Here is a 13916-nt window from a genome sequence, read left to right on the forward strand (position 1 = left end):
CGACAGCGCGCCGGCTCAGGCCGCCGCGATGGTGTTGACCAGTGCGCCCACGCCCTCGATCTCGGTGACGATCACGTCGCCCGGCTTGCAGTCGACCACGCCGTCGGGCGTGCCGGTGAGGATCAGGTCGCCCGGCGAGAGCGTCATGAAGCGGCTGAAGTACTCGATGAGGAAGGGCGCATCGAAGATCATGTCGCGCGTGTTGCCCTCCTGCGTGACGGTGCCGTTCACCGTGGTGCGCAGCGCGAGCGCCATCGGGTCGGCGATGTCGGCGGCGTCGACCAGCCACGGGCCCAGCGGTGTGCAGGTGTCGCGGTTCTTCACGCGCAGGTTGGGGCGGTACCAGTTCTCCAGGTAGTCGCGGATGGCGTAGTCGTTGGCCACCGTGTAGCCGCCGATGAAGTCGTAGGCGTCCTCGCGCTTCACGTTCCTCGCGGTCCTGCCGACCACGATGGCGAGCTCGCATTCGTAGTGCATGAACTGCACGCCGGCAGGGCGGTGCGTTTGCTGTCGATGGCCGATGAGCGTGCTCTGGCCCTTGACGAACACCAGCGGCTCCTCGGGTGCCTTGAACTCGAGCTCCTTGGCGTGGTCGGCGTAGTTCAGGCCCAGCGCGAGGATGGTGCGCGGACGTGCGGTGGGCGCGAGCGGCGGCAGCCACACCAGCTGCTCCTGCGGCACGACGCGGCCGTCGTCCAGCCGCACCGCTGCGTCGGGGCGGCCGTCGAGTTCATGGCCGGTGCCGGTGTGCTCGCGGCCTTCGAAGATGACGCGTGCGTGCTTCATGCCGTGGCTTCCTTCACCAGCGTGTTGCTCAGGGTCTCGAAGCCCGGCGCGGAGATGTCGATGCGGTCGCCCGCGCGGGCCAGCGGCCGGCCGGGGCCGCAGCCGAGCATCAGCACGTCGCCGTGCGCGAGCGTCATGAATTCGCCGACGTCGGCGAGCAGCTGCTGCGCGGGGCGTACGAGCTGCGAGAAGTCGAGCGACTGCTTCAGCTCGCCGTTGATGCGAACCTCCACGCGGAAGCCGGCGGGGTCGGCCACCTCCTGCGCGTCGCGCAGCACGGCGCCGATGCCGAGGAAGCCATCGACGCACTTGAACTTGACCGGCGGCCGGAAGAAGCTCGCGTGCGGGATCGACAGGTCGTTCATCAGCACGAAGCCTTCCACGTCGCCCTCGGCGCCGATCACCATGCCGATGCTTGCGCCGACTTCGACCTCCGGCACGCCGGCGGGCACCGTGATGGCGCTGCCGTGCGGGCTCCAGGTGTTGGCCGTCTTGACGTAGAGAACAGGCGCCTTCGGCGGTGCCTTGTAGGGCGGCTGCGGCATCTGCGGCGCGAGCGCTTCCACCTCCGCGCGGAAGTTGAGCAGGGTGCCGTACACCGTGCCCGTGGGCAGGAAATGCGGAGTGCTGCTCATGGCGAGGGTTGCTCCAGTGCGATGAGTTCATCGAGCAGCCCGTAGAGCTGCGCGAGCTTGGCCTTGCCGAGGGACTCTTCCATCCACTCGTAGTGCGCCTCGATGCTGGTTCCCAGCCGCTTCACCAGCTTCATGCCGTGCGGCGTGGCCTCGACCACGGTGCGGCGCTGGTCGGCCGGATCACGCGCGCGGGTGATGAGGTTGTCGCGTTCCATGCGCGCGAGCACGCCGGTGAGGCTGGGCCCGAGGATGAAGGCCTCGCGCGCCACGCGCCCGGTGTCGACCGCGCCGTGCTCGCCCAGCACGCGCAGCACGCGCCACTGCTGGTCGGACAGCGCGTGCTCGCGCAGGCTGGGCCGCGTGTGGGCCATCACGGCCTCGCGTGCCTGCAGCAGAAGGCGCGGCAGGTTGCGATGAGTGAATGTGGTGCTCAAGGCTTGTCTCTTCCGAAATTATTTAAGATGTTAAATAATTGGCCGTTTCTTTTCAAGAAGCCGCGGATCAGGGTTTGTACGGACACCTAAACTCGCCGCATGGCCAAGGACAAAACAACTTTCGTCTGCAGCGAATGCGGCGGCACCAGCCCGAAGTGGCTCGGCAAATGCCCCAGCTGCGGCGCATGGAACACGCTCGTCGAGCAGGTCGCGGGCGCGGGCAGCGGGCCCGCCAACAACCGCTTCGGCACCCAGTTCGCATCGCTCGCGGGCGCATCGGAGCTCGCGACCCTTTCCGAGATCGAGGCGACCGACGTCGCGCGCACGCCGACCGGCATCGACGAGCTCGACCGCGTGCTGGGCGGCGGCATCGTTTCGGGCGGCGTCACGCTGATCGGCGGCGACCCGGGCATCGGCAAGTCGACGCTGCTGCTGCAGGCAGTCGACGCGCTGCAGCATGCCGGGCAGAACGCGCTCTACGTCACTGGCGAGGAAAGCGGCTCGCAGGTGGCGCTGCGCTCCAGGCGGCTGGGCCTCGACCACTCGCAGGTGCAGGTGCTGGCAGAGATCCAGCTGGAGAAGATCATCGCCACGCTCGACGCCACGCGGCCGGCCATCGCGGTGATCGACTCGATCCAGACCGTGTATTCCGACCAGCTCACCTCGGCGCCCGGCTCGGTGGCGCAGGTGCGCGAGTGCGCGGCACACCTCACGCGCTTCGCCAAGACCAGCGGCACGGCCGTGGTGCTGGTGGGCCACGTCACGAAGGAGGGCGCGCTCGCCGGCCCGCGCGTGCTGGAGCACATGGTCGACACGGTGCTGTACTTCGAGGGCGACACGCATTCGAGCTTCCGCCTCGTGCGCGCCATCAAGAACCGCTTCGGCGCGGTCAACGAGATCGGCGTGTTCGCGATGACCGAGCGCGGCCTGAAGGGCGTGACCAACCCGAGCGCGATCTTCCTGAGCCAGCATGCCGAGCCGGTGCCGGGCAGCGTGGTGCTCGTCACGCTGGAAGGCACGCGGCCGATGCTGGTGGAGATCCAGGCGCTGGTCGACAATGGCGGGCCCAGCCCGCGCCGCCTCTCGGTGGGCCTGGACCGCGACCGCCTCGCGATGCTGCTGGCGGTGCTGCACCGCCATGCCGGCGTAGCCTGCATGGACCAGGACGTGTTCGTCAACGCGGTGGGCGGCGTGCGCATCAGCGAGCCCGCGGCCGACCTGGCCGTGATGCTGGCCATCACCTCCAGCCTGCGCGGCAAGCCCATGCCCAAGGGCTTCATCGCATTCGGCGAAGTGGGCCTGGCCGGCGAGGTGCGCCCCGCGCCGCGCGGGCAGGAGCGCCTGCGCGAGGCCGCCAAGCTGGGTTTCAGCGTGGCGGTGGTGCCGAAGGCGAACGCGCCCAAGAAGGGCGCGAAGGAAATCGAAGGGCTGACGATCCACGCGGTGGACCGCATCGAGGAGGCGATGGACGTCGTCCGCCGCCTCGACTGAATCCCGGGGAAAAAATGACCCGGCGCGCGCGATGACGCGCCGGGCCTACCCTCCCTATCCCCCTATGTGCATCGTGAACGCCGGGCCGCTGTTGAGCACGCACTGGCCGCTGCCCAAGGTGGCCGAGTTCATCGAATACTGGCAACTCAGGTTGCCGCCGCGGCTGCCGGTGGCGTTCGCCACGCCGTTGGCACGCGAGCCGGCGACCCGGGTTGCCTCTCCCTGAAACTGCTCGTCGCCGATCTGTGCGTTGAAGTGGCCGCGGCCGTTCATGTCGTTGGTCACCGTGCCGGCGACGACGCCGTAGCGCGAGGCTTCGGCATTCGACGGGTACAGCCGCGCGTTGAAGGTCTGTGCGACGGGGCCCGGTGCGACGGCGTAGGCCTGCGAAGGCGGCGCTGCCGGAGCGGGTTGCCCGAGCGGCACGACGTAGCAGCCGCTGAGTGCGGCGGCCGTGAGCGTGGCGGCGAGGGTGAGACGAACGAATGTGACGGAGCGCGGAATGGTCATACGCTTTTCGGTGGCCCGGGCAGATGCCCGTGCGGCGAAATGTGCCAGTCGATGCGCCCGCGCAAAGTGCTTTTGAAGCCGAGTACCGTTTTTCGCCCCTTGCGGTAGTCGGGCTGGCTACTTCGGGGCGGCGTGCACGGGCGGCGACAATGCGCGCCATGAATTTCAAGAACTTTCTGCTGCCTCTGGGCGCCATCGTCGTCATGGCGCTGGCCTGGCGCGCTGGCGGTTGGGGCGGCGTCGCCCTGGCCGGCGGCGCGATCGTGATGTTCCTGCTGCTGCACTTCAACCGCGCCATGCAGGTGCTCAAGCGCGCGGCCGAGCGGCCGGTGGGCTACGTGGGCAGCGCCGTGATGCTCAATGCCAAGCTCAAGCCCGGCGTCACGCTGATGCACGTGATCGCGATGACGCGCGCCCTCGGCGAACTGCGCTCGCCCAAGGACGAGCAGCCTGAGCACTACCGCTGGACCGACGGCGGCGGCTCGTACGTCGACACCGTCTTCAAAGGCGGCAAGCTGCAGAGCTGGACGCTGACGCGCCCTGAGACACCGGCTGACGACGAGGGCAGCGACACGGCAGCCTAGGCCGCACTCCCCTTTCGCCCGGGCTGCCGCCAGGGCGGATTCGCCTTCGCCTGGTGGCGCGCCTCCTTCGCGAACTCGGCGCATGCATGCGTCATCAGGTCGGCCGAGCGGTAGACCAGGAACACGTCGAAGTCCGGCAGTTCGTCGGTGATCGGCAGCTTCTCCAGGAGGTGCGGCTGCAGCCGCAGCGGCCCCGCCCCGTGGAACACGAAGTCCGACCACATGCTGATCAGGTCGGTCTGCGTGGCCAGCTGCAGCCCCAGCAGGTTCGAGGCGCTGTGCACCATGCGCCTGGGCATCTCCAGCCCGTGCATGTTCATCATGCTCACCAGCGGGCTGCCCGCGTCGTCGATCGGGTCGAGCACCAGCCAGTCGGCGTCCACCAGCGGCTGCAGCCTGCGCACGCGCCTAAGCGGATGGCCGGCGCGCACCGACAGGTGCATGGCCACCGAGAACAGCGGCTCCCACTGGAAGGCATTGGTGCCCGGCCCGTTGCAGGTGGAGACCATGCCCAGGTCGAGCCGGCCCTCGCGCAGGCCCTCGAAGATCTGCTGCGGCCGCAGCTCGAAGCCGCGCAGCGCCACGTTGGGAAAGCGCCTGCGGAACGAGGCCATCGCATCGGGCAGCGGTCCGCTCGACGCCACGGCGGTGAAGCCGATGTTGAGCTGCGCCTCGTCGTGCCCGCGGATCGCCTCGATGTCTTCCAGCGCGTGCCGCAGTTCCTGCTCGACCACGCTCGCGCGCTTGACCAGCGCCGTGCCGTAGGCCGTGAGGCTCACGCCGCGGGTGGAGCGCGACATCAGCGTCACGCCGAGCTCGCGCTCCAGCTCCGAGATGGTCTTCGACAGCGCAGGCTGGGTGGTGTGCAGGCTGCGCGAGGCCTCGTGGATGCTGCCGTGCTGCGCCACGGCCAGCAGTACGCGCAACTGTTGCAGCTTCATCGTGGTGCCGATCTGCCGTAAAGAGGCGTCTTGGGGCTTGTCCCGATGGCTTCCGGTGCCTGTTTATGACGGGGATGCCGTTTGGTTATCAGCATGAAAATTTGTGATTCTTCGCCGCAGCGCTTTGCCTGAATACTCCGCCGCGAACGGGCCCGTGCCCACCGCAACCTGTACGTTGGAGTGACATTAGATGAGCGAAGCCGCATTGCCCGCAAGCCCGATCCTGGGTTCTTCTTCAACTGGCGCCACGGCGCACGGCAAGGGAAAGCAGAGCCAGTTCCGCCTGATCGCCGCCTGCTCGCTGGGCAATGCGCTGGAGATGTACGACTTCACCGTCTACAGCTTCTTCTCGCTGCTGATCGGCAAGCTGTTCTTCCCCTCCGACAGCCCCTACGGCTCGCTGCTGCTGGCGGTGGCCACCTTCGGCATCGGCTTCGTGATGCGGCCGCTGGGCGGCGTGATCATCGGCAACTACGCCGACCGCAAGGGCCGCAAGGCCGCAATGACGCTGACCATCGGCCTCATGGTGCTCGGCACGCTGTGCATCGCGTTCGCGCCGCCGTATGCATCGGCCGGCGTGTTCGGCTCGCTGATGATCCTCGCGGGCCGGCTGCTGCAGGGCTTCTCGCTCGGCGGCGAGGTGGGCGCAGCCACGTCGATGCTGATGGAGGCGGGCGGCGTGAAGGGCCGCGGTTTCCGCGTGAGCTGGCAGCTCGCCAGCCAGGGCGTGTCGGCGCTGCTGGGCGCGCTCACCGGCGCCGCGCTGTATGCCGCGCTGCCGCAGGCCTCGCTGGAGAGCTGGGGCTGGCGCCTGCCGTTCCTGCTCGGGCTGCTGATCGCGCCGGTGGGGCTCTACATCCGCTCGCACCTCGAAGAGACGCACGTTGCCGAGAGCCACGAGGCCAGCCCCATCGGCCGGCTGCTGCGCAACCACGGCGGCCTGGTGCTCAAGGGCATCCTCGCCACCACCGCGGGCACGGCCACGATGTACCTCGTGGTGTTCTTCATGCCCACCTACATGATCCGCGTGCTGCACATGCCGCCGTCGCTGTCGCTGCTGTCGGGCTGCGTCACGGGCATCACGCTGTTCGCGGTGTCGCTGGTGGCGGGGCGGCTGGCCGACCGGCTGCCGAATCGCAAGCCGCTGGTGGTCGGCTCGCTGCTCTTCAGCGTGATCGCGGTGTACCCGGTGTTCTGGCTCATCGGCCAGTACCCGAGCGTGCCGCTGGTGCTGTGCCTGTCGGCGCTGCTCACCGCGAGCGTGAACATCGGCACCACGCCCATGTTCCTGATGCTGCTGGAGATGCTGCCGGCCGGCGTGCGCGCCAGCGGCATCTCGGTGATCTACAGCGTGGGCGTCACGGTGTTCGGCGGCTCCTCGCAGTTCATCGCGACCTGGCTGCTGGCGAAGACCGGCAACCCGCTCTCGCCGGCCTTCTACATGATGGCCTGCGGGGTGATCAGCCTCTGCGCGCTGCTGAGCCTGCGCGAACGCAAGGCGGCATGAACCCCACGACGATCACAAGCAGGAAGCTCCAAGAATGACCCGCCAACTCAGCCCCCAGACCACCAAGCTCCTGTCGCGCCTGCTGCCGCAGGCCGACGTCGACACCCAGGCCTTCGTCGACATCCGCAGGCAGATCCACGCCAACCCCGAGCTCGGCTTCGAAGTGAACGCCACCAGCGAGCTGGTCGCGAACCTGCTGCGCAGCTGGGGCTACGAGGTGCACACCGGCGTCGGCCGCACCGGCATCGTGGCGCAGCTCAGGCTCGGCAGCGGCACGCGCCGGCTGGGCATCCGCGCCGACATGGACGCACTGCCCATCACCGAGGCCACCGGCCTGCCGTACGCCAGCCGCAACGCCGGGCGCATGCACGCCTGCGGTCATGACGGCCACACGGCCATCCTGCTGGCGGCGGCCAAGGCGCTGGCGAAGGCGCGCAACTTCGACGGCACGCTGAACCTGATCTTCCAGCCCGACGAAGAAAACCTCTGCGGCGCGCGCGCCATGATCGATGACGGCCTGTTCGAGCGCTTCCCCTGCGACGCGGTCTACGCGCTGCACAACGCGCCGGGCGTGCCGGTGGGCACGATGATGGCGATCGAAGGCCCGGTCACGCTGTCGTCAGACGTGGCCGACGTCACCCTCAAGGGCGTGGGCGGACACGGCGCCATGCCGCACCGCGCGCGCGACCCGGTCGCGGCCGCCGCCGCGGTGGTGACGGCGCTGCAGACGGTGGTGGCGCGCAATGTGGCGCCCGACGACACGGCAGTGGTGTCGGTCGGCTTCATCCGCGGCGGTGCGACGCACAACGTGATCCCGCAGTCGGTGTCGCTGGGCCTGAACGTGCGCGCGGCCCGGCCCGAGACGCGCGCGCTGGTCGAGCAGCGCATCCGCGAGATCGTGAGCCTCACCGCGCAGGCGCACGGCGTGGAAGCCGAGATCGACTACCGCCAGCTCGTGCCGCCGGTGGTCAACACCGCGGCCGAGACCGAGCTGGCCGCGCAAGTGTGCGCCGAGCTGGTGGGCGAGGAGAACGTCGTCAGGCAGGCGCCCAAGGGCTTCTCGGGCAGCGAGGACTTCGCCTGGATGCTCTCCGAACTGCCGGGCTGCTACTTGCTGCTGGGCAACGGCGAGGGCGAATTCGGCGGCTGCATGGTCCACAACCCCGGCTACGACTTCAACGACGAAGTGCTGCCGCTGGGTGCCGCCTGCTGGATGCGATTGGCCCAGACTTACCTGGTCGCCTGAGCTGCCGATGAAGGCGCGTCAGAACGGCGCGTCTTCTTCCTCGGGCGCATCGGCCGGCACGGTCGTCGTGGGCGCGGCTGCAACAGTGGGCTTGGGCGCTTCGTCTGGCGCCGCCGCCGAGAAAGCCGCCTCGCCGCCCAGCGCATCGAGCAGCGCCGGCACCAGCTGGCCCAGCTCGCCCGTGGCGATGGCCACGTCGGCGTCGAAGTTGTCTTCCTTCTTGCCGCCGGCCGCGCCGTCGCCCGTGCCTTCGAGGAAGGCGATCTTACGGATCAGCAGGCCGTGCGTGAGTTCGAAGGACACGCGGTCGTCCCAGGTCAGCGCGAGGCGGGTGGGGCGCTTGCCGTCGGTGATGTGCTGCTTGACCTCGTCGATGTCCAGCGGGTGCTTGGCGTAGCGCACCACGGCCTTGGAGTCGTCGCTGGCCTTGAGCTCACACTCGCGGTCGATGGTGAAGCCGGCCGGCGGCTCCTGCGTGAGCAGCCAGTTGGCCATGGCGGCGGCGGGCTCGATCTGGGTGTTGATGAGAGCCACCGCGAAGCCGTCGAGCGACTTCACGAGGCTGGTGACCACTTCGTCGGCGCGCGAGGCGTTGCCGGTGTTGATCACCAGGCGGTTCTCGGCCTTGTCGATCCACACCGTGACGCGGGCGCTGCGGGTGAAGGCCATGGGCAGCAGCTCGAGCGTGATGTCTTCCTTGAGCTCCTTCTTTTCCTTCTTGCCGGGCTTGCGGCCGGTGGTGGCCTCGATGTGGGCGCAGCGCTCGTCGACCTTGCGGCGAACCACGGAGCCGGGCACCTGCTTGCTCTCGATCATGTATTCGACCAGCCACTGGCCGTCGATGGACTCCACCAGCGGACCGTTGGCCTCGCCGCGCGGCTCGATCCAGCCGGCGGACTTTTCCTGCGAGGGGCCGCAGGGTTCGAAGCGCTGCTTGCCCAGGCCTTCTTCGGCCTCGGCCAGTGTCTGGGACCAGGCAGGTTCGATGCGATAGACGATGACGTTCTTGAATACGGACACGGAAACCCTTTTCCCACTGGTTTGCACAACCGGCCATTGTCGGGCACCCCGTTGCGGCCCCGGCCGTAAAATCGCAAGCTTTTGCGACTTCCCTTCCTGTCGCACCCCCACACCGATCCCAAAGGAATCAGGAAATGAGCTCGATCCCCCCCTCGCTGGACGACCGTGACGGCAAGATCTGGATGGACGGCGAACTCGTGGACTGGCGCGACGCCAAGATCCACGTGCTGAGCCACACGCTGCACTACGGCTGCGGCGCCTTCGAGGGCGTGCGCGCCTACAAGACGGCCGACGGCAGCACCGCGATCTTCCGCCTGGCCGAGCACACCGAGCGCCTGTTCAACAGCGCCAAGATCCTGCGCATGAAGATTCCCTTCACGCAGGAGCAGCTCAACGAGGCCCAGAAGCAGGTGGTGCGCGAGAACAAGCTCGAGAGCTGCTACCTGCGCCCGCTGATCTGGATCGGCTCCGAGAAGCTGGGCGTGAGCCCCAAGGGCAACAAGATTCACGCCATGGTCGCGGCCTGGTCCTGGGGCGCCTACCTGGGCGAAGAGGGCATGAAGCGCGGCATCCGCGTGAAGACCTCGAGCTACACCCGCCACCACGTCAACATCACGATGACGCAGGCCAAGACGGTGAGCAACTACACCAACTCGATCCTGGCCAACATGGAAGCGCTGGACGACGGCTACGACGAGGCGCTGCTGCTCGACGTGAGCGGCTTCGTGTCGGAAGGCGCGGGCGAGAACATCTTCGTGGTCAAGGGCGGCGTGGTCTACACGCCCGACCTCTCGGCCGGCGCGCTCAACGGCATCACCCGCAACACCATCCTGCACGTGTGCAAGGACCTGGGCCTGGAGCTGGTGCAAAAGCGCATCACGCGCGACGAGGTCTACGTCGCCGACGAGGCCTTCTTCACCGGCACGGCCGCAGAAGTCACGCCCATCCGCGAACTCGACCGCGTCGAGATCGGCAACCGAGGCGACGGCGGCGCGCGCGGCCCGATCACCGAGAAGATCCAGGCGGCCTTCTTCGACATCGTGAACGGCAAGAACCCCAAGTACGCACACTGGCTCACGAAAGTCTGAGCAGAAGAAGAGAACGAGAGAACGATCCCATGTCCACCAATGCAGTAGTCGAACTCCTGGCCAAGGAACTCAATCATCAGGGCGGCGTGTTCTGCCCCAGCCCCAAGGCCGACATGAAGCTCTGGAACAGCCACCCGAAGGTCTACCTCGACGTGGCGCGCACCGGCGAAGCCAAGTGCCCGTATTGCGGCACGCTGTACCGGCTGAAGGCCGGCGAGGCGGTGTCGGCGCGGCACTGAGCCCGGGCGAACCGCTGGTTCGCTGAACCGACCGGCCCCGGTCGTCCGATGCCTCTTCAGGCAGCCGGGCGGGCGGGGTCTTTTTCCAGGCTCTCCAGGCTTTTCAGGCGCGAGGACAGCAGTCCGCGCCACGGATTCGGGTCGTTCTTCTCCTGCGCGAGCCGCAGGTAGACCATCGAGATGAACAGCAGCGCCAGGCCGATCTGCGCGTCGCGCATGGCCGAGTTCACGCTCGACGCGATCAGCGCGATGAGCGTTGCGGCCAGCGCGTAGCGGCCGGCGATGTCGGGCCGCTTCCATGCCTGCCAGACGGCGGCGACCATGATGAAGAGCAGGCTCAGCAGGGCGGGCAGTCCGCCCTGGGCGCCGACCCAGAGGAAGTCGTTGTGCGGCATGTTCGAGTCGGCCAGCAGCGCGGGGCCGCGCTTGTGCCACTGGTCGGTCCAGCCGCCGATGCCCCAGCCGGTGAACGGACGGTCGGCGATCATGAGGCCCGTGTCGCGGTACATGTAGTAGCGGATGGCCCAGCTGCCCTTGAAGACCGCGCCGGCCTGCGCCTCCTCGAGTTCCTGCACGCCGACTTCGACCTTGTGCTGCAGCTGCGGCAGCTGGTAGAGCCCGGCGCCCATCACCACGGCACCCAGCACCAGCGCGCCCACCAGCATCTTCAGGTGGCTGCGCCACTGGTGGATGCACACCACCGGGATCACAAGCAGCAGCGCGAGCACCGAGGTGCGCGAGGTCAGCGGCAGCGCCACCACCAGGCCCAGCCCGAGCATCAGCACGAAGGCCGGAATGGCGCGCAACGGCCTGTGGGCGGCGATCTGCGCGATGCCCCACACGGCGGCGGTGGAGGCCACCACGCTGAACAGCAGCGCGTTGCTGATCGACTTGTTGCCCACCTCCATCACCACCGCGCGCAGCGGCGACCAGATGTTGAAGCCGCCGACCGCATAGAAGACGATGACCAGCACGATGTTCAGCGCCGCGATCAGCAGGAAGCCGCGCAGCGCCCAAATGGCCTCCTCGCGCGTGAGCGCCATCGCCATCAGCATGGTGAGGCCGATGCGGATGCCGTGGAACAGGTTGGAGCCGGTCTCGGGATAGTGCTGCCCGATGGCCAGCACGATGAGGGTCCAGGCGAAATAGGCCATCACCGGCCACCACAGCGGATTGGCGCGCAGCCGCGCGTAGCGCTCGCCGAGGCCGCCGGCCACCAGCATGGCGAGCAGCAGCACGATGGCCGAAAGATACGTGACGCCGACCGGCATGAACACCACCAGCCCCCAGAACATGGCCGCGGGCCGAACGATGTGCGATCTCTGCATAGGGCCGGGATTTTATGTTGGCGTCCCCGGGGCCAACCTGACCACGACCCCGCGCGGGCGGGGGTGGTGGACAGTGCGCGCTCAGTGGCTGCGCGCGGCCGCCGGCAGGCGGATCACGAAGCTCGCGCCGCCGCCCGGACGGTCTTCGCAGCGCACGGTGCCGCCGTGCCGCTCGGCGATCGACTTCACCAGCGCCAGCCCCAGGCCCACGCCGCCGTTGCGCTCGCTGGCGCCGGGCAGGCGGTAGAACGGTTCGAAGATGCGTTCGCGCAGGGCGGCCGGCACGCCCGGGCCGCGGTCGTTCACGCGCACAGTGGCATAGCCGTTGGCACTGCCGAGTTCCACCGCGATCTCGCCGGCGCCGTAGCGGCGCGCGTTCTCCAGCAGGTTGCGAATGGCGCGGCGCAGCAGGCGCGACACGCCCGGCACGGTGAGGGTGGCGTTGTCGGTGCCGTCGGCCAGGTCGAGCTCGGCGTTGACCTGCGAGCATTCCTCGGCCGCCAAGCCGGTCAGGTCGACGGGCTCGATGGTGCCCATGTCGGCCTCGCTGGCGTCGAGCCGGCTGGCCAGCAGGATCTCGTCGATGAGCTGGTCGAGCTCGCCGATGTTGCGCGAAATCTCCTCGCGCGCCGACTGGCTCGGGCGCTCGCCCATCAGCTCCAGGCCCATGCGGATGCGGGTGAGCGGCGAGCGCAGCTCGTGCGAGGCGTTGGCCAGCAGCGACTTGTGCGAACGCACCAGCTGCTCGATGCGCTCGGCCGACGCGTTGAATCGTTTGGATAGATCAGCCACTTCGTCCTGCCCTTCTTCTGTCACGCGCACTGAAAGGTCGCCTTCGCCCCACCGCTGCACGCCGCGCTGCAGCGATTCCAGCCGCTGCGTGATGCGCCGCACGATCGGGTACACGCCCAGCGCCACCGCCACGCCCACCAGCGCGATCATCCAGCCCAGCCCGAAGGGCGTGCGCCACGGTGCGAAGCCGGTCGAGCCCGTGGGCCGCTCGCGAGGCGCCACGCGCAGCGTGATGGCCTTGCCGTCGCTGAGCGTCACGTCGAACTCCAGGCCCTGGCCCGGTACGCGCAGCGCGGTGCCCGCGCCGATGGGCTTGTCCTGCGCGTCCAGCACCACCACGTTGCGCGGCACCGGCGCCAGCCGCTCGCGCTCGGCCTCGGCAGCCTCGCGCACGATCCAGTTGGCCATCAGCGTGAGGATGACGACGCCGCCCACCACCGCGAGCCAGATGCGGACGTAGAGGTGGCGCGAATAGAGACTGCGCAGCATCGGCGGTCAGCCTAGTCTTGCTGCTTGGCGAAGACGTAGCCCACGCCGCGCACCGTGAGGATGCGCTTCGGGTTCTTCGCGTCGACCTCGATGGCCGCGCGGATGCGGCCCATGTGCACGTCGATAGAGCGGTCGAAGGCTTCGAGCTCGCGGCCGCGCACGGCTTCCATGATCTGGTCGCGCGTGAGCACGCGGCCCGCGCGCTCTGCCATCGCGGTCAGCAGGTCGAACTGGTAGGAGGTGAGGTCGGCCAACGCGCCGCCCACCGACACGGTGCGCGCGTTGCGGTCGATCTCCAGCGTGCCGAAGCGCATCACCGACGAAGCCTCGGCCTCCGTGGCGCTCTCGGCGCGGCGGCGCAGCACGGCGCGGATGCGCGCCAGCAGCTCGCGCGGCTCGAAGGGCTTGGGCAGGTAGTCGTCGGCACCGATCTCCAGGCCGATGATGCGGTCCATGGGGTCGCCCTTGGCGGTGAGCATCAGCACCGACACCTTCGACAGCGGACCGGGCAGCGCGCGGATGCGGCGGCAGACTTCAAGGCCGTCGGTGTCGGGCAGCATCAGGTCGAGGATCACCAGGTCGGGGCGCGTGCTGCTGCAGCTGCTCTAGCCCGGCGGCGCCGTCGCCGGCATGGTTGAACGCGAAGCCCGACTGCGTCAGGTACTCGCCCACCATCTGCGCCAGGCGGGCGTCGTCTTCGATCATCAGGAGTTGGGGGGTGCTCATGCGCTTCATGGTCGTCCACCGGGAGCAAGAGGGCTTGAACGCTCCGTAAAGTTGGGTAAACCTCGGCAACCCCTGTCAACCGGCCATGCTGCGAAAAGCA

14 protein-coding genes and 1 pseudogene are annotated in these 13916 nt (G+C 68.5%); 6 read left to right on the plus strand and 9 right to left on the minus strand.

The genetic code is table 11. From position 1 onward, the window contains the following. Window positions 1-15 precede the first annotated feature (15 nt). The 3 genes from ACHMXA_RS05055 to hpaR are packed head-to-tail and all read right to left on the minus strand — an operon-like array spanning window position 16 to window position 1855. Complete coding sequence (locus tag ACHMXA_RS05055; RefSeq protein WP_395319002.1) at window positions 16-786, minus strand: fumarylacetoacetate hydrolase family protein; 771 nt, start codon at window positions 784-786, stop codon at window positions 16-18. Next, window positions 783-1421, minus strand: a complete 639-nt coding sequence (locus ACHMXA_RS05060) for a fumarylacetoacetate hydrolase family protein (protein ID WP_395319004.1) — start codon at window positions 1419-1421, stop codon at window positions 783-785. Before ACHMXA_RS05060 ends, ACHMXA_RS05055 begins: the two co-directional genes overlap by 4 nt. Continuing rightward, complete coding sequence (gene hpaR / locus ACHMXA_RS05065; protein WP_176665729.1) at window positions 1418-1855, minus strand: homoprotocatechuate degradation operon regulator HpaR; 438 nt, start codon at window positions 1853-1855, stop codon at window positions 1418-1420. The genes ACHMXA_RS05060 and hpaR overlap by 4 nt, the downstream gene beginning before the upstream one ends. Window positions 1856-1954: 99 nt before the next feature. Here hpaR and radA point away from each other — a divergent pair, with 99 nt between their 5' ends. Next, entirely contained in the window at window positions 1955-3346 is a 1392-nt protein-coding gene (radA, locus tag ACHMXA_RS05070) for a DNA repair protein RadA (RefSeq protein WP_395319007.1), read from the plus strand. 54 nt (window positions 3347-3400) lie between these two features. On the opposite strand, the gene ACHMXA_RS05075 is transcribed toward radA, so the two are convergent. Next, window positions 3401-3856, minus strand: a complete 456-nt coding sequence (locus tag ACHMXA_RS05075) for a hypothetical protein (RefSeq protein ID WP_395319009.1) — start codon at window positions 3854-3856, stop codon at window positions 3401-3403. A 149-nt stretch (window positions 3857-4005) separates the two neighbouring features. Here ACHMXA_RS05075 and ACHMXA_RS05080 point away from each other — a divergent pair, with 149 nt between their 5' ends. Next, window positions 4006-4440, plus strand: a complete 435-nt coding sequence (locus ACHMXA_RS05080; RefSeq protein ID WP_395319011.1) for a glycerate kinase — start codon at window positions 4006-4008, stop codon at window positions 4438-4440. Here ACHMXA_RS05080 and ACHMXA_RS05085 read toward each other — a convergent pair. Further along, window positions 4437-5381, minus strand: a complete 945-nt coding sequence (locus ACHMXA_RS05085) for a LysR family transcriptional regulator (RefSeq protein WP_395319013.1) — start codon at window positions 5379-5381, stop codon at window positions 4437-4439. The genes ACHMXA_RS05080 and ACHMXA_RS05085 overlap by 4 nt on opposite strands. Before the next feature lie 190 nt (window positions 5382-5571). On the opposite strand from ACHMXA_RS05085, the gene ACHMXA_RS05090 reads away from it, so the two are divergent. After that, window positions 5572-6888, plus strand: a complete 1317-nt coding sequence (locus ACHMXA_RS05090; protein ID WP_395319015.1) for an MFS transporter — start codon at window positions 5572-5574, stop codon at window positions 6886-6888. A 34-nt stretch (window positions 6889-6922) separates the two neighbouring features. Further along, window positions 6923-8134, plus strand: coding sequence for a M20 aminoacylase family protein (locus ACHMXA_RS05095; protein WP_395319017.1), 1212 nt, complete (start codon window positions 6923-6925; stop codon window positions 8132-8134). An 18-nt stretch (window positions 8135-8152) separates the two neighbouring features. On the opposite strand, the gene ACHMXA_RS05100 is transcribed toward ACHMXA_RS05095, so the two are convergent. Continuing rightward, entirely contained in the window at window positions 8153-9154 is a 1002-nt protein-coding gene (locus ACHMXA_RS05100) for a recombination-associated protein RdgC (RefSeq protein ID WP_395319019.1), read from the minus strand. A gap of 134 nt (window positions 9155-9288) precedes the next feature. Here ACHMXA_RS05100 and ACHMXA_RS05105 point away from each other — a divergent pair, with 134 nt between their 5' ends. Further along, a complete protein-coding gene (locus ACHMXA_RS05105; protein WP_395319021.1) occupies window positions 9289-10242 on the plus strand; it encodes a branched-chain amino acid transaminase in 954 nt (317 codons plus the stop codon). Between the two features lie 29 nt (window positions 10243-10271). Then, window positions 10272-10481, plus strand: a complete 210-nt coding sequence (locus ACHMXA_RS05110; protein WP_395319023.1) for a zinc-finger domain-containing protein — start codon at window positions 10272-10274, stop codon at window positions 10479-10481. Window positions 10482-10537: 56 nt separating this feature from the next. Here ACHMXA_RS05110 and ACHMXA_RS05115 read toward each other — a convergent pair whose 3' ends face one another. From ACHMXA_RS05115 to ACHMXA_RS05125, 3 genes and pseudogenes are all read right to left on the minus strand, one after another. Then, on the minus strand, window positions 10538-11809 hold the full coding sequence (locus ACHMXA_RS05115; RefSeq protein WP_395319025.1) for an O-antigen ligase family protein: 1272 nt from the start codon (window positions 11807-11809) through the stop codon (window positions 10538-10540). A gap of 81 nt (window positions 11810-11890) precedes the next feature. After that, on the minus strand, window positions 11891-13090 hold the full coding sequence (locus ACHMXA_RS05120; protein ID WP_176665738.1) for an ATP-binding protein: 1200 nt from the start codon (window positions 13088-13090) through the stop codon (window positions 11891-11893). Between the two features lie 11 nt (window positions 13091-13101). Further along, a pseudogene (locus ACHMXA_RS05125) lies at window positions 13102-13825 on the minus strand (response regulator). Window positions 13826-13916: the final 91 nt, after the last annotated feature.

The organism is Variovorax sp. UC74_104 (assembly GCF_044055375.1).
Taxonomy (GTDB): Bacteria; Pseudomonadota; Gammaproteobacteria; order Burkholderiales; family Burkholderiaceae_C; genus Variovorax.